The organism is Pseudomonas sp. Leaf58, from assembly GCF_003627215.1.
In the GTDB taxonomy this organism is placed as follows: domain Bacteria; phylum Pseudomonadota; class Gammaproteobacteria; order Pseudomonadales; family Pseudomonadaceae; genus Aquipseudomonas.
Genome location: NZ_CP032677.1, coordinates 2287412 through 2305514, shown reverse-complemented (window position 1 = coordinate 2305514; position 18103 = coordinate 2287412). Strand labels below are relative to the sequence as shown.

18 protein-coding genes are annotated in these 18103 nt (G+C 63.2%); 9 read left to right on the top strand and 9 right to left on the bottom strand.

Going from position 1 to position 18103, the window contains the following annotated elements:
• Nucleotides 1-3: 3 nt before the first annotated feature.
• On the top strand, nt 4-882 hold the full coding sequence (locus DV532_RS10810) for a DUF6708 domain-containing protein (RefSeq protein WP_056800924.1): 879 nt from the start codon (nt 4-6) through the stop codon (nt 880-882).
• Here DV532_RS10810 and DV532_RS10805 read toward each other — a convergent pair.
• Nucleotides 869-1681 (bottom strand): class I SAM-dependent methyltransferase, encoded by an 813-nt coding sequence (locus DV532_RS10805; RefSeq protein ID WP_056800922.1) that lies wholly within the window; start codon nt 1679-1681, stop codon nt 869-871. The genes DV532_RS10810 and DV532_RS10805 overlap by 14 nt on opposite strands.
• 288 nt (nt 1682-1969) lie before the next feature.
• Nucleotides 1970-4156: an OsmC domain/YcaO domain-containing protein gene (locus tag DV532_RS10800; RefSeq protein WP_056800920.1), complete on the bottom strand. Its 2187-nt coding sequence runs from the start codon at nt 4154-4156 to the stop codon at nt 1970-1972.
• Nucleotides 4157-4403: 247 nt separating this feature from the next.
• On the opposite strand from DV532_RS10800, the gene DV532_RS10795 reads away from it, so the two are divergent.
• The 3 genes from DV532_RS10795 (at nt 4404) to DV532_RS10785 (ending at nt 8248) form a co-directional block, all read left to right on the top strand.
• Complete coding sequence (locus DV532_RS10795; protein WP_056800918.1) at nt 4404-4859, top strand: (2Fe-2S)-binding protein; 456 nt, start codon at nt 4404-4406, stop codon at nt 4857-4859.
• A complete protein-coding gene (locus DV532_RS10790; RefSeq protein ID WP_056800916.1) occupies nt 4859-7108 on the top strand; it encodes a molybdopterin cofactor-binding domain-containing protein in 2250 nt (749 codons plus the stop codon). Before DV532_RS10795 ends, DV532_RS10790 begins: the two co-directional genes overlap by 1 nt.
• Nucleotides 7109-7228: 120 nt before the next feature.
• Nucleotides 7229-8248, top strand: a complete 1020-nt coding sequence (locus DV532_RS10785) for an XdhC family protein (protein ID WP_056800914.1) — start codon at nt 7229-7231, stop codon at nt 8246-8248.
• Nucleotides 8249-8264: 16 nt separating this feature from the next.
• On the opposite strand, the gene DV532_RS10780 is transcribed toward DV532_RS10785, so the two are convergent.
• From DV532_RS10780 to DV532_RS10765, 4 genes are all read right to left on the bottom strand, one after another.
• Nucleotides 8265-9056 carry an ABC transporter substrate-binding protein gene (locus DV532_RS10780; RefSeq protein WP_056800912.1) on the bottom strand — a complete coding sequence of 264 codons (792 nt, stop codon included), beginning with the start codon at nt 9054-9056 and terminating at the stop codon, nt 8265-8267.
• A 234-nt stretch (nt 9057-9290) separates the two neighbouring features.
• Nucleotides 9291-9932, bottom strand: coding sequence for a LysE family translocator (locus tag DV532_RS10775; RefSeq protein WP_056800910.1), 642 nt, complete (start codon nt 9930-9932; stop codon nt 9291-9293).
• Nucleotides 9933-9982: 50 nt separating this feature from the next.
• On the bottom strand, nt 9983-10183 hold the full coding sequence (locus DV532_RS10770) for a DUF1289 domain-containing protein (RefSeq protein WP_056800908.1): 201 nt from the start codon (nt 10181-10183) through the stop codon (nt 9983-9985).
• Between the two features lie 8 nt (nt 10184-10191).
• Complete coding sequence (locus DV532_RS10765; protein WP_056800906.1) at nt 10192-10509, bottom strand: hypothetical protein; 318 nt, start codon at nt 10507-10509, stop codon at nt 10192-10194.
• 316 nt (nt 10510-10825) lie between these two features.
• Between DV532_RS10765 and DV532_RS10760 the strand changes: the two genes are divergently transcribed.
• Nucleotides 10826-12574 (top strand): BCCT family transporter, encoded by a 1749-nt coding sequence (locus DV532_RS10760; RefSeq protein WP_056800904.1) that lies wholly within the window; start codon nt 10826-10828, stop codon nt 12572-12574.
• Nucleotides 12575-12661: 87 nt separating this feature from the next.
• Here the strand turns inward: DV532_RS10760 and DV532_RS10755 are convergent, their stop codons facing one another.
• A complete protein-coding gene (locus DV532_RS10755; protein ID WP_056800903.1) occupies nt 12662-13141 on the bottom strand; it encodes a VOC family protein in 480 nt (159 codons plus the stop codon).
• A 222-nt stretch (nt 13142-13363) separates the two neighbouring features.
• Between DV532_RS10755 and DV532_RS10750 the strand changes: the two genes are divergently transcribed.
• The gene (locus DV532_RS10750) at nt 13364-14014 is read left to right on the top strand and encodes a TIGR04211 family SH3 domain-containing protein (protein WP_056800901.1); all 651 of its coding nucleotides are present in this window, start codon (nt 13364-13366) and stop codon (nt 14012-14014) included.
• 115 nt (nt 14015-14129) lie between these two features.
• Here DV532_RS10750 and DV532_RS10745 read toward each other — a convergent pair whose 3' ends face one another.
• Nucleotides 14130-15053 carry a LysR family transcriptional regulator gene (locus DV532_RS10745; protein ID WP_056800899.1) on the bottom strand — a complete coding sequence of 308 codons (924 nt, stop codon included), beginning with the start codon at nt 15051-15053 and terminating at the stop codon, nt 14130-14132.
• 122 nt (nt 15054-15175) lie between these two features.
• Here DV532_RS10745 and DV532_RS10740 point away from each other — a divergent pair, with 122 nt between their 5' ends.
• Nucleotides 15176-15910, top strand: coding sequence for an SDR family NAD(P)-dependent oxidoreductase (locus DV532_RS10740; RefSeq protein WP_056800897.1), 735 nt, complete (start codon nt 15176-15178; stop codon nt 15908-15910).
• Nucleotides 15911-15928: 18 nt separating this feature from the next.
• Nucleotides 15929-16135 (top strand): 4-oxalocrotonate tautomerase family protein, encoded by a 207-nt coding sequence (locus tag DV532_RS10735; protein WP_056800895.1) that lies wholly within the window; start codon nt 15929-15931, stop codon nt 16133-16135.
• A gap of 34 nt (nt 16136-16169) precedes the next feature.
• Here DV532_RS10735 and DV532_RS10730 read toward each other — a convergent pair whose 3' ends face one another.
• On the bottom strand, nt 16170-17051 hold the full coding sequence (locus tag DV532_RS10730) for a LysR family transcriptional regulator (RefSeq protein ID WP_056800893.1): 882 nt from the start codon (nt 17049-17051) through the stop codon (nt 16170-16172).
• A 109-nt stretch (nt 17052-17160) separates the two neighbouring features.
• On the opposite strand from DV532_RS10730, the gene argC reads away from it, so the two are divergent.
• On the top strand, nt 17161-18102 hold the full coding sequence (gene argC, locus DV532_RS10725; RefSeq protein ID WP_056800891.1) for an N-acetyl-gamma-glutamyl-phosphate reductase: 942 nt from the start codon (nt 17161-17163) through the stop codon (nt 18100-18102).
• Nucleotide 18103: the final 1 nt, after the last annotated feature.

Below are 18103 nucleotides of genomic sequence, written 5' to 3'. Positions count from 1 at the left end.
ACCGTGACAACTACCTGGCTTTTTAACCCAGCCCATAGATCAGGCATAAAGCCCAGAATTTGCGGCCAACTTGTTCACGCAACCCATTCACACTTATGCTTGCGAAATCCATGGGTCTCCGACTCAGTTTTCATGGGAAAGACTTACACAGCAATGTTTTTATCCACAGGCCTATTTTCTTGGTACAATCTTTTTGACGACACTATAGACTATTCAATCGATGGCGGCGTTGCTTTCATCGCGATACTGATGCTGTTACCTTTCATTTTTTCTCCATTTTTAGCCTACAGGATTTTTTTCATAAAAAACCTATCAAATATCTATCTTAATAAGCACACAAAAAAAATCTACTACCAACATTTCAGAAAACTAATTATATTTGACTGGAACCATGTTGGGGGCGGTATTTTCGGTCGCAGGGAATTCGGTGGCTCATCTTTCACTACCAGTTACGCTTTAGCCTTCGCCCCTCGCCGAGACGATGGCAGCCTCCACCAAAAAGATTGCCTCTGGGTTGACAGTAACGAGCCCACCGACTCTGACATCCAATATGTCGCCGAAGTCTGGGAATACCTCCGCCACTTCATGGACCACGGCCCGGACAAACTCCCCCCACCCGGCGAACCCAACTGGTGGCACAAGCCACTGCACGCCATCTGCCTGACTCCAGCACAAGCCTGGCGCCACTATGCCCCTTGGCGAACTGGCGAACCCGGTGAAATGCAGGGCAAGAAGAACTGGCAACTGCCGTTCTGGGCCGTGCTGTTCCCCTACAACCTCACCGTCGCCATCTGCTGGTACCTCGTCTGCAAACTGTTCAATGTCCGGGCAGCGCCACCACCTGCTGAGGCCTTCGAAGGAGCGCCCGCTAACCCCGAATGATCACCACCTCCAGGTATTCACTCGGCACTACCAATGACGCAACGCCACCCACATTGCTGCCATTCAGCAACTCGGTCAGGTCGCGCTCCAACGCCGTGGCCGCCTCCGGCTCCAACGAGGCAAACGCCTTATGCACCGGCCCGTACCAGGTCCGGAACACCTCAATGAAATGCGCCGCCGAGCGATAGCGGAAGTTGAACTGCTGGCGGCTGACCTTCAACTCGCCAAGCGCCCCTTCGAACATCACCCGTAACTGTTCTTCATCACCCCAGCGCGAGGGCGGCAAGGCCCCGGCTGGCGGCGGCACATGCCGCCCAAGGGTCTTGAACATCTGCCCGACGAACCCTTGCGGGGTCCAGTTGGCCAGGCCGATCCGCCCACCGGGCCGGCACACCCGGCTCAATTCGCGCGCGGCCTGGGCTTGGTCGGGGGCGAACATCACGCCGAAGGTAGAAAGCACGGCATCGAAGGTGCCATCGGCAAACGGCAACGCTTCGGCATCGGCAGCCTGGAACACCACGTCGAAGTGCTCGGCCCGCGCCCGTTCTTCACCGCGCTTGAGCAGTTCGGGCACATAGTCGGTGGAGGTAACGCGGCAGCCGCGGCGGGCGGCGGCGAGGGTGGCGTTACCGTTGCCGGCTGCTACATCCAGCACCTGCTCGTCCCAGCGCAGGTCACAGACTTCGGCCAGGCGTTCACCCACCAATTGCAGGGTGGTGCCAATTACCGCGTAGTCGCCGCTGGCCCAGGCGGCTTGCTGGCGGGCTTTGAGGGCATTGCTATCCAAAGGGGTGCTCATGGTCTGCGCCTTCTGGTTGTGCGCGGCCGAGGTCCTTCTGGCGGTCAACGCGCCATGGAGGGTGGGAATGGGAGCAAAACGCTACGCGCCTGGAAGGCGAAGCGACAAGACAAAATGGGGATAGAGATGAGATCAAAGCGCTATATGAAGCACTACTGGCCCAATCACCGGCAAGCCCCCACCTCGACCGCATCGACTACAAGTCCTGCACAGTACTGGTGGGCGCTGGCTTGCCGGCGATGAGGCCAGATCAGACAGCGCAAGCCAGCGATTGGGGCACCGCGACTATCAAGCGAACTTGGCCCGGGCCGCGTGCAGCTTTTTATAGCTCTCGATCAGGCGCAAGTGGCGATCAAGCCCTTCGAGCTTCATGCTGGTCGGGGTCAGGCCATGGAAGCGCACGCTGCCATCCACCGAGCCCAGCACCGCGTCCATGCGCGGGTTACCGAACATGCGGCGGAAGTTGGCCTCGTAGTCGTCCATTTCCAGCTCGTCGTCCAACAGCACTTCCAGCACCACGTTCAACGCCTGGTAGAACAGCCCGCGCTCGACGGTGTTGTCGTTGAACTGCAAAAACGCCTCGACCAGCTCTTTGGCTTCCTCGAACCGCTGCACCGCCAGGCAGATCAGCAGTTTCAGCTCCAGAATGGTCAGTTGGCCCCACACCGTGTTCTCGTCGAACTCCACGCCAATCAGCGTGGTAATGGTGGTGTAGTCATCGACATCGCTGTTGTCCAAGCGCTTGAGCAGCAGCTTGAGGGAGCGGCTGTCCAGGCTGTGCAGGTTGAGAATGTCGGCGCGGAACGACAAGGCGCGGTTGGTGTTGTCCCAGATCAGGTCCTCGACCGGGTAGATTTCCGAGTAGCCCGGCACCAGGATGCGGCAGGCGGTAGCGCCGAGGTTGTCGTACACCGCCATGTACACTTCCTTGCCCAGGTCTTCGAGGATGCCGAACAAGGTGGCGGCTTCCTGCTGGTTGGAGTCCTCGCCGTGGCCTGAGAAGTCCCACTCGACGAACTCGAAGTCGGCCTTGGCGCTGAAGAAGCGCCACGACACCACACCGCTGGAGTCGATGAAGTGCTCGACGAAGTTGTTCGGCTCGGTCAGCGCGTGGCTTTCGAAGGTGGGTTGCGGCAGGTCGTTCAAACCTTCGAAGCTGCGGCCCTGCAGCAGTTCGGTAAGGCTGCGCTCCAGCGCCACTTCCAGGCTTGGGTGGGCGCCGAACGAGGCAAACACACCACCGGTGCGCGGGTTCATCAAGGTCACGCACATGACCGGGAACTCACCACCCAGCGAAGCATCCTTGACCAGCACCGGGAAGCCCTGCTCTTCCAGGCCCTGAATGCCGGCGACGATGGCCGGGTACTTGGCCAGCACCTCCTGCGGCACGTCGGGCAGGCACAGCTCGCCTTCGAGGATTTCGCGTTTCACGGCCCGCTCGAAGATTTCCGACAGGCACTGCACCTGCGCTTCGGCCAGGGTATTACCGGCGCTCATGCCGTTGCTGAGGAACAGGTTTTCGATCAGGTTCGACGGGAAGTACACCACCTGCTGATCGGACTGGCGCACGAACGGCAGCGAGCAGATGCCGCGCGCGGTGTTGCCCGAATTGGTGTCGTACAGGTGCGAGCCGCGCAGCTCGCCGTCCGCGTTGTAGATTGCCAGGCAATACTCATCGAGGATCTCGGCCGGCAGCGCATCGCGCGGGCCTGGCTTGAACCACTGCTCGTTCGGGTAGTGCACGAACGGTGCGTTGGCCAGGTCCTCGCCCCAGAACTGGTCGTTATAGAAGAAGTTGCAGTTCAGGCGCTCGATGAACTCGCCCAGCGCCGAGGCCAGTGCCGCCTCCTTGGTGGCGCCCTTGCCGTTGGTGAAGCACATCGGCGATTGGGCATCGCGCACGTGCAGCGACCACACGTTGGGCACGATGTTGCGCCACGAAGCGATTTCGATCTTCATCCCCAGCCCGGCGAGGATGCCCGACATGTTGGCGATGGTCTGCTCCAGCGGCAGGTCCTTGCCGGGGATGTAGGTGCTGGTGTCCGACACCGGCATCAGCAGGCCCTGAGCATCGGCATCGAGGTTGTCGACCACTTCGATCACGAACTCAGGACCGGTCTGCACCACCTTCTTCACGGTGCAACGGTCGATGGAGCGCAGGATGCCCTGGCGGTCCTTCTCGGAAATGTCCTCGGGCAGCTCGACCTGGATCTTGAAAACCTGGTTGTAGCGGTTTTCCGGGTCGACGATGTTGTTCTGCGACAGGCGAATGTTTTCGGTAGGGATGTCGCGGGTTTGGCAGTACAGCTTGACGAAGTAAGCCGCGCACAAGGCCGAAGACGCCAGGAAATAGTCGAACGGCCCCGGGGCCGAGCCATCACCCTTGTAGCGGATCGGTTGGTCGGCGATCACCGTGAAGTCGTCGAACTTGGCTTCGAGGCGGAGATTGTCGAGAAAATTGACCTTGATTTCCATGCGGGATTACCGTGAGTTAAGCGTGCAAAACGAAATTGGCCGGCATTATCCGGGTTTTCACGCCGGAAGTCCTGCTTGCGTGCCCCGCTTGCGCATTCCACCGAATTACTTGCCTGATCCTCTGAACCTGCCCCCGCCATCAGACCAGCGGTCGCCCCCCTGTGCTAGCGTTTCTGCACGGGGGGAACACCGTATTCCCCGCTCAGAAAAAACACAGCGACAGCAACCGTTGACGGGCAGGTGAACCATGGAACTACGCATCAACCAGAAGACCTACCAGGTCGAGGCGGACGCCGATACCCCCCTGCTGTGGGTGATCCGCGATGACCTGGGGCTGACCGGCACCAAGTATGGCTGCGGCCTGGCTCAGTGCGGCGCCTGCTCGGTGCTGGTGGACGGCAACGTGGTGCGCGCCTGCGTTACCCCGGTGGCCGGTGTAGTCGGGCGCGAAGTAACCACCATTGAGGCGATCGAGGCCGATGCCGTCGGTAAACGCGTGGTCGCGGCCTGGGTCGAGCACCAGGTCGCCCAGTGCGGCTACTGCCAGTCCGGCCAGGTGATGGCGGCCACGGCGCTGCTCAAGCACACGCCCAAACCCTCTGACGCGCAGATCGACGCCGCCATGGTCAACCTATGCCGCTGCGGCACCTACAACGCCATCCATGCTGCCGTGCATGAGCTGGCCCAAGGGGAGAAGGCCTGATGAACACGCCTGTCGATAGCCCCGCCGAACTGCTCCAACTGCAACTCGGCGAGACGGTCAACCTGTCACGCCGGCGCTTTCTTGCCGGCACTGCAGTCGGTGCCTTGGTCCTGGGTTTTGGCCTGCCCATGGGCTCGGCCCGCGTCCAGGCAGCGGCAGCAGCCAGCGCCGAACGCGGCACCCAGGTACCGGCATTTCTGGAGATCCGCCCAGACGGCACGGTACGCCTGCTGAGCCCGTTCATGGAGGGCGGGCAAGGCCCCTTCACCGCCATGGCACAGATCGTCGGCGAAGAGCTGGACGTCGACCCGGCCCATTTCGTGGTCGACAGCGCGCCGCCTGGGGAAGCTTATGTGGTAATGGAGAACGGCATGCGCATCACCGGCGGTAGCATGTCGGTGCGCATGAGCTACCCGACCATGCGCCGCCTGGGTGCCCTCGCCCGCGCCATGCTGCTGCAGGCCGGGGCCGAACAGCTGGGCGTGCCGCTCGAAGAACTCTCTACCACGCCGGGTAACGTGGTACATACCACGACTGGCCGTTCCATCGCCTACGGTGAGCTGGCCGAGCGTGCCATGGACCTGCCAGTGCCAGACCCGGCCAGCGTCAAGCTGCGCGACCCCAGCCAATTTCGCTGGATCGGCAAGCCGGTACGCCGCCTGGATGCCTACGACAAGTCCACCGGCAAGGCCGTGTACAGCATCGATATCAAGGTCGACGGCATGCTCCACGCCGCCGTGCAACATGCGCCCCGCCTGGGCATGACCGTTGGCAGCGTGCGCAACGAAGAGCAGGTCAAGGCGATGAAGGGCGTGCACTCGGTGCATCAGCTGCCAGGCGCCGTGGCCGTGGTTGCCGAACGCTGGTGGCATGCCAAGCGCGCGGTCGAAGCCATTCAGGTGGACTGGCAGGAGCCCACCGCCGACAGCCCACTACGGCCGATGCCGGCCGACTTCTCTAGCGACGGCTGGCGCGAGCACCTGGCCACCGTCGAGGGCCCGGCCCGCGACGAGGAAAACCAGGGGGATGTGCCCGGCATGCTGGCCAATGCCAAAACCCAGGTCGAGGCCACCTACCACAACCAGTACCTCAACCACGCCCAGTTGGAACCGCCATCAGCCCTGGCGCGCTTCAATCCTGATGGCACGCTGGACGTGTGGTTACCCAACCAGGCGCCGGACATGTTCCGTGACGACATCGCCAAGCGTACCGGCCTGGCCCCGGCGCAAATCACCCTGCATTCGCCGTTGCTGGGCGGCTTCTTTGGCCGCCACTTCCTGTACGACTCGGCCAACCCCTACCCGCAGGCCATTGCCTTGGCCAAGGCGGTGGGCCGGCCGGTGAAACTCATCTGGAGCCGCGAAGAAGAATTCTTGCGCGATGTACTGCGCCCGGTCGCCGTGGTGAAGTTCCGCGCAGCGCTGGATGCCGACGGCCTGCCAGTGGCCCTGGAAGCCGTAAGCGCCACCGAAGGCCCGACCGAGGCCCTCGCTGGCAAGCAGGGCGACAAGCTCGACCCGACCGCACTCGAAGGGCTGTCGGGCAAGTCCTACGCCATCGCCAACAAACGCATTGCGCAGATCTACGTCAAAGGCCCAGCCATGCTCGGTTACTGGCGCTCGGTGGGCAACTCGCTGAACGACTTCTTCTATGAGTCGTTCCTCGATGAACTGGCCGACAAAGGCGGCAAGGACCCGTTCGAACTGCGCCTGCACCTGCTGCGCGGCAATGCACGCCTGACCAACCTGCTGCAGGCTGTCGCCGAGTTGTCCGGTGGCTGGAAGCGTGGCCCCTTCACTGCCGAGGACGGCAGCAAGCGGGCACGTGGCGTGGCCATGGCTTCACCGTTTGGCTCGGAGGCCGCAGTGATTGCCGAGGTGTCGATCGAAAATGGCCAGGTCAAGGTACACGACATCTGGCAGGCCATCGACCCAGGCAGCATCGTCAACCCGGCGATCATCGAGCACCAGGTCAACGGCGCGGTAGCCCTGGGGCTGTCGCAGACCCTGCTGGAAGAAGCGGTATACGTGGATGGCAAGCCGCGCGCGCGCAACTACGACCTGTATCCGATCCTGCCGCCTTCACGCATGGCCCGGGTGCATGTGCGCATCGTCGAAAGCGGGGCGAAGATGGGCGGTATTGGCGAGCCACCGCTGCCCGCTGTGGCCCCGGCGGTGGTCAATGCGGTCGCGCAGCTCACCGGCCAGCGCGTGCGCAGCCTGCCACTGAGTCGCCATACCTTCAGCTGACTGCACCAGGACGCCCCATGCGGGCACGCCCGCAAGACCTGCTCAGTACCTGTAGGAGCGGGCTTGCCCGCGAAGAGGCCGGCACAGCCACCCTTGAACATCAGTTTTACCGGAGTCCCCATGGAAAGCATCGACCTGCTAGTGCTGCGCACCACTCGAGACTGGCTAGCCGCCGGCCACCGCGCCTTACTCGCCACGGTCGCCCGCACCTGGGGTTCTTCCCCTCGCCCGGTGGGCTCGATGATGGCCCTGCGCAGTGACGGCCGGGTGGTCGGCAGTGTTTCCGGCGGCTGTATCGAAGACGACCTCATCCACCGCTACACCACTGCCTACGGCGGCCCCGGCATGCCTGACGGCCTGCCCCAGGTGGTGCGCTATGGCGTCAGCGCCGACGAAGCCCACCGCTTCGGCCTACCCTGTGGCGGTACCCTCGAACTGGTTGTGGAATTCGCCCCGTCGCTGCCCCACCTCGAACAGTTGCTGGCTAGCCTAGACAGCGGCAGCCTGGTTCGCCGTGAGCTCGACCTGCACAGTGGCACAGCCCGTCTCACCGCCACCACCACCGCCGAACTGTTCCGCTTCGATGGCCAACACATGCTCAGCACCCTCGGCCCAGGCTACCGCTTGCTGTTGATCGGGGCCGGCGCGCTCGCCGAATACCTGGCGACCATGGCCCTGTTCAATGGCTTCAGCGTTTCACTGTGCGACCCACGCCCGGAGTACACGGCGGGGTGGAACCTGGCTGGCGTCAACCGCCTGGCTGGCATGCCGGACGACGTGGTGCGCGCCTTCGCCCCTGACCTGCGCAGCGCCATTGTCGCCGTCAGCCACGACCCCAAGCTGGACGACCTGGCCCTGCTCGAAGCCTTGCACAGCCCGGCGTTCTACATTGGCGCCATCGGCTCCCAGCGCAACAGCCAGCTGCGCCGCGCGCGGCTGATCGAGCACTTCGGCGAAAGCGAAGCGTCGCTGCAGCGCCTGCACGGCCCGATCGGCATCTACATCGGCAGCAAGACCCCAGCTGAGATCGCCGTCAGCGTCATGGCTGAGATCCTCGCGGTAAAGAACGACGTCCGCCTGCCTGGGGCGGCCAGCATGACCCGGGCCAAGCAAGCCGAACAGCTGGCGCGGTCCCTGTAAGACGTGCACCAGGCGGCTACTGCCAACGCCCCAGGTTCTGTTGCAACAGCTGCTCCGGCAGCGCCCCGGCAACGATCTTTTCCATCTCCCGTGCCAGCGCCTCACGCAGCTGCGGCTGATTGCACGGCGATTCGCGCGACATCGCCAGGTACAAACCTTCGCTGGAAATGGGTGGCGCCAGCACTTGCACCGCCCCTGTGATGCCCAGCGTACTTACCAGCGCCATGCCGGGGTACTGCTCGTACACCACGTAATCGCTGCGCTTGTGCATCAACTTCTCGAACGCTTGCCTGGCACTGGGCACTGCCTCGAGGGTGAGGTTTGCCTTGGCGTAGTCGTCGAACTGCTGGCCGTGGCTGTTGTTGACCAGCGTGCCGCCTTTACGGCCCTTGAGGTCGGCCCATTGCTGGTAGACAAAGGCATTGCCCTGGCGCACCCAAACCACGCTGGGGGTGTACAGAAATGGCGGGGCGACGAAGTCCATCTGTTGCTGGCGGGCTCTGGTCAGGAAATACCCGGCCATCAGGTCGATGCGGCCCGTGCGCACTTCTTCCTGGGCGCGCGACCACGGCCCGCTATAAACAACTTCGATTTCCAGCCCCAACTGCTTGCCCAGGTACTTGAGCAGGTCAGTATTGACACCGATCAGCTGCTGCGGGTTTTGCGGGTCGCGCCACAAATAGGGAGGGTATTCCGGGTTGCCGGTGGCGGTCAGCCGCCGACATGGCTCATCGGCTACCGCCGCCAAGGGCAGCAACAACAGGCACGGCAACAGCCGCAAGGCGTGGCGAAAGCAACGCTCGATCATCAACAACCCTCGACCCATGTAACATCCGGCGACCTGCAGCGGTGGCCAAAGGCTGCACTTCCTGTGGTTGGGCGCAGCATCCATTTGTGCGTGTAGACAGTTTGGACCATGGCAGGCCATCAGGCTGGCCTTTTATCGGCCAGAAGAAACAGGCCGGCAACAGCTGTGCCGGCCCAATCAACCGCCATTGGCGGCTACGAAGCTGGAGGTGTTGCGCTGCAACACCCGCCTACTTCAGGCCCCCTGCCGGCGCATCGCCAGGATGGCCGCGCCAAAACCGATGAAGGTTGTGCCCACCACCCGGCTTACCCAACGCGACAGCGAGGGCCGAGTCAATACGCCCTTGGCGCGTGCCGCCAAGGCGGCATACAGGCTCAGCGAAACCAGCGACAACGCTACAAAAATCCCGGTCAGGATCAGGAACTGCGGCAGCAACGCCGCCCCTTGATCGATGAACTGCGGGAACAGCGCGGTGAAGAACATGGTCGCCTTGGGGTTGGTCACCGCGGTAAGAAACGCCGACTTGTACAGCTTCAGCGGCGTCGGCCGGACCTTGGCTACGCCCTCTGCGCCGCCCTGCGCCAGCATCGGGCTTTTTTTCAGCAGTTGCCGCGCGCCCAAGTAGAACAGGTAGCCCGCGCCGAGGATTTTCACGGCATTGAACAGCATTTCAGAACTAGCCAGCAGTGCACCCAGCCCAAGCATGGCTGCAGCCGACAGGCAGAACAGCCCGGAGCCATTGCCCAGCGACGACCAGATCGCGCTGCGCTGGCCGTGGGCCAGGCTGTTATTGATGGCCATCAGGGTGGCAGGGCCGGGGCTGGCGATCGCGATGGCGGCGACCAAGGTAAACGCAAACAGCGAGTGAGAATCCATTATCAGGCTCGTCAAACAATCAGGAAGGTTCGCGTGGTACTCACGCAGGTTCAGTCGGCATTCTGCCGCTTGGCCGCCTTCTTGGCGAGAGCCTTCATGCGCGTTGCCGCCCGCTGCACGGTGGCCATCTTCTCGGGGCGCTTCATGCCCCGCCACTTGCGGATTTCATCGCGGGTGCGGCCACAGCTCACGCACAGCTCGCTGTTGAGCTGGCATAACGAGACGCAGGGGTTGTCGATGTCTTTGGCCATGCCACTGCTCAGCCGGGCATTTCTGCCTTTGCACGTTCGGCGGCGCTGTCAAACACCTGGCGCACTTCCTCGGCCTTGAGTTTGCTCACCGACCTGGCGGCCAGCAGTTCGTCAACCACGCGCAAGCCCTGTTCCAGGGCCGTGGCCAGTTGTTCGGCGTCGGAGGCGTCAGCGACATCACCCAGATAAGGAGCGATGAGGTACACGTACCGGTCCTGCAGCTTGAGCGCTTCTAGCGCGTCGAGGGCTTTCTGGAACCGATCGGCAGCGGCAGGGCTCATGCTCAATTTATCGAAATGAATCAGGCTCACACGGTCAGTGGCCATTTTGACGAATCTCCGTTTCCTGGTACGGCCAGGCCCACTAGCAGCAGCGCTTCTACGGTGCTCGGATGAGCAGGCCCGGTTAATGCCCATCAGGGTACCAGAACCCGAGGCAGAAAGGGCTATCGCCCCCAGAACTAAAAGTATTTGGCAGGTCGCGTAAGGGACGCCCCAGGGCGTTATGGGGACAGGAGCCGCTGTTTCGGGCGCAGGATAATCGGCCCGCAAATTTCCCCGCCGAGGCCGTCATCGAACTCGGTAGCCCATACAACAACAAGCCTGCGCCTGCAGGTAAGCCAGAAAAGGGGCCTCATCATTCATGGCAAAGGAACATATCACCGAAACACTCGACCTTGGCGTGACCGACCCCTCGAAAACCGCAGAAGCCCGCCAGGACCGGCATTTCGAGGGCAAGCTTGATTGGGTCGTCTTTGGTTTTACCAGCCTTCTGGCAATCGCTTTCGTGCTGTGGGGCTTCCTCAACCAGGCCAGCCTCGCCAGCAGCGCCTCCAGCGCGCAGTCCTGGGTCATTCTCAACTTCGGCTGGTTCTTCGTGCTCACCTCCACCTTGTTCGTGGTGTTCGTGCTGTGGCTGGCCGCCAGCCGTTACGGCCGGGTCCCACTGGGGCGTGATGGTGAACAGCCAGAGTTCCGTACGGTGTCTTGGGTGGCGATGATGTTCAGCGCCGGCATGGGCATCGGCCTGATGTTCTTCGGCGTTGCCGAACCCCTGTCGCACTACGTGTCGCCGCCACCTGGGTCAACCACCGGGCAGTCGAGCGAAGCCATGCAGGTGGCCATGGCCACCACGCTGTTCCATTGGACCCTGCACCCGTGGGCCATGTACGCCATTGTCGGCCTGGTGATTGCCTATGGCACCTACCGCCGCGGGCGTTCGCAACTGATTTCCGCCGCCTTCCGGCCGCTGATCGGCAAACACGCCAATGGCCCACTCGGCCGCCTGATCGACATGATGGCGATTTTCGCCACGCTGTTCGGCTCGGCCGCCTCGTTGGGCCTGGGCGCCTTGCAAATCGCCGGCGGCCTGGAATACAACGGCTGGATCGAAAGCCCCGGCAAACTGTTTTACATCTCGATCATTACCCTGCTGACCATTGCCTTCGTCACCTCGGCGGTGTCGGGCGTCGGTAAGGGCATCCAGTGGTTGTCCAACACCAACATGGTGCTGGCGTTGGTGCTGGCAGTGTTCGTGTTCATGGTCGGCCCCACCCTGTTGATGCTCAACCTGCTGCCGACTTCGATCGGCATCTACATCAAGATGCTGCCAGAAATGATGGCCCGCACCAACGCCAGCGGCGGCGAGCAAATGAACAGCTGGCTGGCGGGCTGGACCGTGTTCTACTGGGCGTGGTGGATTTCCTGGACGCCGTTCGTGGGCATGTTCATTGCCCGCATCAGCCGCGGCCGGACCATTCGCCAGTTCGTCACCGGGGTGCTGCTGGTGCCGAGCCTGGTCAGCCTGGTGTGGTTCACCATTTTCGGCGGCGCCAGTATCGAGGCCCTGCGCGAAGGCGCCTTCCAGCTGACCAACGGTGCGGTCAACAGCAACCACGCGCTGTACCAGTTGCTAGACAGCTACCCATGGGCCTCGGCGACCTCGGTGCTGGTGATGATCTTGGTAGGCATCTTCTTCGTCTCGGGGGCCGACGCGGCTTCGCTGGTGATGGGCACGCTGTCGGAGCACGGCACCACCACGCCATCGCGGCGCACGGTGATCTTCTGGGGCGCACTGACCGGTACGGTGGCCGCGATCATGCTGGCCATCGGCGACCCGCGAGACCCTGGCGAGGCGCTGACCGGGCTGCAAAACCTGACCATCGTCGTGGCGCTGCCGTTCGTCTTGGTGATGGTACTGCTGTGCCTGGCGCTGTACCGTGACCTGCGCAAGGACCCGATGATGCTGCGCCACCTGCGCGGCAATGAACTGATCGAAAAGGCCGTGCTGTATGGTGCGGTGAAGCATGGCGAAGAGTTCTACATTGTGGTGCAGGAGAAGAAGGCATCAGTGAAACCGGTAACGGCAGAGGCCGAAGTAACCGGCAACTGATCGCCCCCGAGGCGACCTTTGGGCTGCTGCGCAGCCCAAAGGGCTGGGTTTACGACGCCCGGCCGTTCTGGCACAACCGCCGCGGCATTAGCCTTTTAACGCCGCCTCTATCCTGGCCACGTCGATCTTGCCCATCTGCATCATGGCCTCGAACGCCCGTTTGGCCGCTGCGCGGTCGGGGTGGTCCATGGCTTGGATCAAGATGCGTGGGGTGATCTGCCACGAGATCCCCCATTTGTCCTTGCACCAGCCGCACACGCTGGCCGCGCCGCCGTTACCAACAATGGCATCCCACAAGCGGTCGGTTTCGGCCTGGTCCTCGGTGCTGACCTGGAACGAAAACGCCTCGCAATGCGTGAAGGCCTTGCCGCCATTGAGCCCCACGCAGGGGATGCCCATGACGGTGAATTCGACGGTGATCACCTCACCTTGCTTGCCCGACGGGTAATCACTCGGCGCCTTGTGTAACGCAATCACCCTGCTGTCGGGGAAAACGCTGGCATAGAAGTTGGCGGCTTCCTCGGCATCGTTGTCGTACCACAGGCAGATGGTGTTCTTGGCTGTCATGGTCTTGCTCCATGAAAGAGTGTGAACGCTTGAGTGTAGCCCTGGCATGAGCCCCGGTCGCTGGCCGCGGCGATCTACCCTGCAACATCTTGCAGACATTTCCGACGTTAGGTGATGAACCTGCTGACAAAAAAACGGTCTTTCGCTGACGGTCAACTCAGCGACCGGTTCATCGGCCCAGTCAGCGGGCCTACTTTTGTCCTGTTTCAGCGAAGACCCCACATGCCCGACTCCCGCCCCACTGCTTCCGCCTTTAATGCCCTGCGCAGCGGCCTGATCGCCAGCCTGGTAGCCCTTGCCGCCCCAGTGCACGCCGAAGAGCCTGCCAGCGATGCACGCTGGGTTAGCGACAGCCTGAGCACCTACGTGCGCAGCGGCCCAACCGATGGCCACCGTATCGTCGGCACCCTCAAGTCAGGGCAGAAGCTGACCCTGATCGGCAGCCAAGGCAATTACAGCCAAGTGCGCGGGCAGAACGGTGATTTGGTGTGGATCCTCAGCAACGACTTGCAGGCAGTGCCGGGCCAGGGCGAGCGCCTGCCGCAGCTCGATGCTCAGGTCGCCGACCTGACCGGGCAGTTGAAAACCATCGACGACAGCTGGAAGAGCCGCGTGCAAGGCATGCAGGAAACCCTCGATTCGCGCAAAAAGTTGATCGACGAACTGGAAGCGCGCAACAAGGCGCTAAATGAACAGCTTGACCAGAGCCAGTCGGAGCTGCGCGATACCCAAGCCCGCCTGGGTGACGAGAACAAGCAGGTGATGATGCGTTACATGGTGTATGGCGGCAGCATTGCCGGCGCAGGCTTGTTGGTGGGGCTGATCCTGCCGGCGTTGACCCGTGGGCGCAAGAAGAACGATCGCTGGTTCTGACCGCTAGGCCACCCTGCACTGGCCTGTTCGCGGGCTTGCCCGCCAAGCGGCCAGTGCAGCAATGCGGCTACTTCCCGCGTGCCTTGTTGACATTCGGCACGACGCAGCAAAAAGCTCAGTTACCCAGCGCCAGGCCAACTTCGGCAAGCAGGAAATCGATGAACACACGTACCCGCAACGGCATGTGCCGGGCCTGGGGGTAGATCAGCGTGAACGGCCGCGAGGTCCCGCCAAACGCCCCGAGCACTTCGACTAACTCGCCACGGGCCAGGGCATCCTGCACGGTAAACCGGTAAACCTGCATCAGCCCGCCGCCATGGCGCACCAAGGTGGTGGTGGCAAGGAAATCGCCTAGGCAAGTGAATGCACCTTGGGTTTCGATCTCCACCTGGCGGCCATCCTGGCGAAAGCTCCAGGGCGGCCGGCGGCCACTGCTGGGCATTTCGAACTGGATGCACTCGTGCTGCAGCAAATCGTGCGGTGTCTGCGGCGTGCCGGCGCGGGCCAGGTAACCCGGTGTGGCCACCACCACCAGTTCGGCATCTTCCAGGCGACGCGCCACCAGGCGTGAATCCGCCGGCTCGCGGCCACGAATGGCAAGGTCGAACGGTTCCTCGGCAAAGTCGACGTTGCGGTTGCTGACATGCACATCCACCTGCACCTGCGGGTAGCGCTGAGCAAACCGCGGCAGCAACGGCAATAGCCGATGGTGGGCATAGGGTGTAGGGGCACTGATACGTAGGCGACCGCTCGGTTCGAGCTGCCCGCCTGTGACCTGGCGCTCGGCCTCGACCAGTTGCCCCAGCGCCTGCCGGCATTGCTGGTAATAGGCCTGGCCGGCCGCGGACAGGCGCATCTGCCGCGTGGTCCGTACAAACAGGCGCACGCCCAAACGCTGTTCCAGGCGAGCCACGCTGCGGCTGACCGCCGCCGGGGTAACGCCAGCGTCCGTGGCCGCAGCCGTGAAGCTGCCGCTGTCGGCGGCCAGGCAGAACAGCTCCAGGCTACCCAATTGCAAGTCATCGAAATGGCGGGTCATGGTGGCTCGATTGATTACATGATGTATCGATTGAAATACGCTGCGGCACATTTTTCAAGTGCTGATAGGCGCCTACAGTGGCTCCACACCGAGCCCATGGCTCACTTCACTGGAGATCACACATGCACACGCCCCGCACAGTCATCATCACCGGAGCCTCCAGCGGCCTGGGTTTCGCCTTGGCCGAGGCGTTCCTCGAACGCGGCGACAACGTCGTCGGCAATGCCCGCAGCCAGGCCCGTCTGGAGCAAGCCGCAGCCCGCCTGGGCAACCCATCGCGCTTTCTCGGCGTGGCCGGTGACATCGCCGAGCCGGGCACTGCGCAGCGGCTGTTCGCTGGCGCTGTGCAAGCGTTTGGCAGCGTCGACATCCTCATCAACAACGCCGGCATCTTCATTGCCAAGCCGTTTGCCGAATACACCGAAGCGGACGTCGACGCCCTGGTCGGCACCAACCTCAAGGGCTTCTTCTACCCGGCCCAGGAAGCGGCGCGGATCATGACCCGGCAAGGGCATGGGCAGATCATCGCCATTACCGCCTCCATCGCCTTGCAACCCGACACCCGCGTGCCGGCCCTGCTGCCGGTACTGGTCAAGGGCGGCCTGAACCAGGCGGTGAAAGGCCTGGCGCTGGAGCTGGCGGCCAGCGGCGTACAGGTGAATGCCGTGGCGCCGGGGATCATCGATACGCCGCTGCACGGCGGCACTGTTCAGGGGCTGGGCGCGCTGTCGCCCAGTGGCCGCACCGGCACGCCCCAGGATGTGGTGGACGCGGTGCTGTACCTGGCCGACTCACACTTCGTCAGCGGCGTCATTCTACCGGTGGATGGCGGTAGCACCGCTGGCACTTGGCATTGACCAGAGGAGCAAGCAGCCATGCCTTATGTGCATATTCGCGTGACCGATGAAGGGGTGAGCGCTGAGCAAAAGCGCCAATTGATCGAACAGACCACGCACATGTTGCAGCAGGTGCTGGGCAAGCCGCCGGCCAGTACCTTTGTGGTGATCGAGGAAGTGCCCACCGACAACTGGGGTGTAGGTGGGGAGACGGTGACCGCAGTGCGGGCGCGAGCGCGGGGTTAACCCAAAGGGGGCTGCTTTGCGGCCCACTTGGCGCTCACTGGCGCAACCGTTCCAGCGCCTGCAACACATACCCCGTGGCCCGTTCCACCGGCCCTTCCCGGCAGGCAATGCCCAACTCTCGCCACAACCCCGGCCGCAACGGCCGGCGGGCAATGCGCCGGTCCAGCTCGGCCGCCTCCCCTTCTTGCGGCAGCAACGTCGCCCCGTACCCAGCCCCAACCAGGCTCTTGATGGCATCGTTGAAGTTCAGCTCGATCCGTGGTTCAGGGTACAACCCTGCCGCCGCGAACCACTCCCCGGTCACCCGCGACAGCTGGGTGCTGCTGTCGTTGAGAATCAACGCACGCTGCGCCAACCAGGTGGGTGTAACGCTGGCCGGTGGCTGCCAGTCGGCCGGCACGTAGGCGAGGATCGGGTCGCGCCGCCAGGGAGTAACCTCAAGCCCCTTGCCAGCCAGTTGCGGCAACGCCACCAGGCCAATATCCAGCGTGCCTTCGCGCAGGCGTGCCAACGAAGCCTGGGACGTCAGCACCTGCACCTGTACATCGATCCCAGGGTGCACGGTACCCAGGTGCTCCAGCGCCTGCGGCAGCAGATGGGCGATAGCACCGGTTGAAGCGCCCAGGCGCACGCGCCCGGTCAGGCCTGCGACCTGCCGGCGCACTTCGTCCAGCGCCAGGTCGGCGTCGGCCAGCAAACGGCGGGCGCGGGCCAACAGGGTTTCGCCGATGGCCGTGGGCCGCACTTGGCCGCGGGTGCGGGTGAGCAACGGGGCGCCGATACGCGCCTCCAGTTCGGCCACGTGCAGGCTGATGGTAGGCGGCGCCAGGTTGAGCTGACGGGCGGCTTCGGCAAAAGAGCCTAGGTCGCTGATAACCACCAAGGTACGCAGGCGGTCGAGGCTGATTTCGCGCATGTCAGTGCCGTTCTTCAGTAAACCTGAACATAACCGTCATGATATTCAAATTTCCATTATCAATACCACCGGCGAGCATAGGCCATCACTCCCCGACCGGACCCCAACCATGCACACCCCTGTTGTTTTCATTGACGGTGACCAAGGCACCACCGGCCTGCAGATCCATGCCCGCCTGCAAGGCCGCAGCGACTTGCGCCTGCTGACCCTGCCCGAAGCCGAGCGGAAAAACCCGCAACGCCGCCGCGAGGCAATCAACAGCGCCGACATCGCCCTGCTGTGCCTGCCCGATGACGCCGCCCGCGAGGCCGTGGCCGCGATTCACAACCCGCAGGTACGGGTGATCGACGCCAGCTCCGCGCACCGCACTACCCCAGGCTGGGTCTATGGCCTGGCGGAGCTTGACCCACAGCAACCTGAGCGCATTGCGCACAGCAAGCGCGTCAGCAACCCCGGCTGCTACCCCACCGGCGCCATTGCCCTGCTGCGCCCACTGGTCAAGGCCGGCTTGTTGCCAGCGGACTACCCGCTGAACATCCACGCCATCTCGGGCTATTCCGGTGGTGGCCGCGCTGCGGTCGAACGCCATGAACAGCCCGCGGCTGGAAAAGCCCCAGCCCTGCAGCTGTATGGCCTGGAACTGGCGCACAAGCACGTGCCAGAGATTCAGCAGCACGCCGGGCTATCGGCACGGCCGATGTTCATGCCCGGCTATGGCGCCTACCGCCAGGGCATCGTGCTGAGCATCCCGCTGCAGTTGCGGCTGTTGCCCGGCCAGGTCAGCGTCGAACAGCTGCAGGCCTGCCTGGCCGAGCATTACCAAGGCGCCCGCCACGTCCAGCTGATGCCCCTGCATCAACACGGCGCAGCGCCGGCCCTGGACCCCGAGGCGCTAAACGACAGCAACGACCTGCGCCTGGCGCTGTACGCCAACCCGGAGCATGGCCAGGTGGTGCTGACCGCAGTGTTCGACAACCTTGGCAAAGGCGCCTCTGGCGCGGCGGTGCAAAACCTCGACCTGATGCTTGGTGCATTACAGGTGCAAGGCTGAA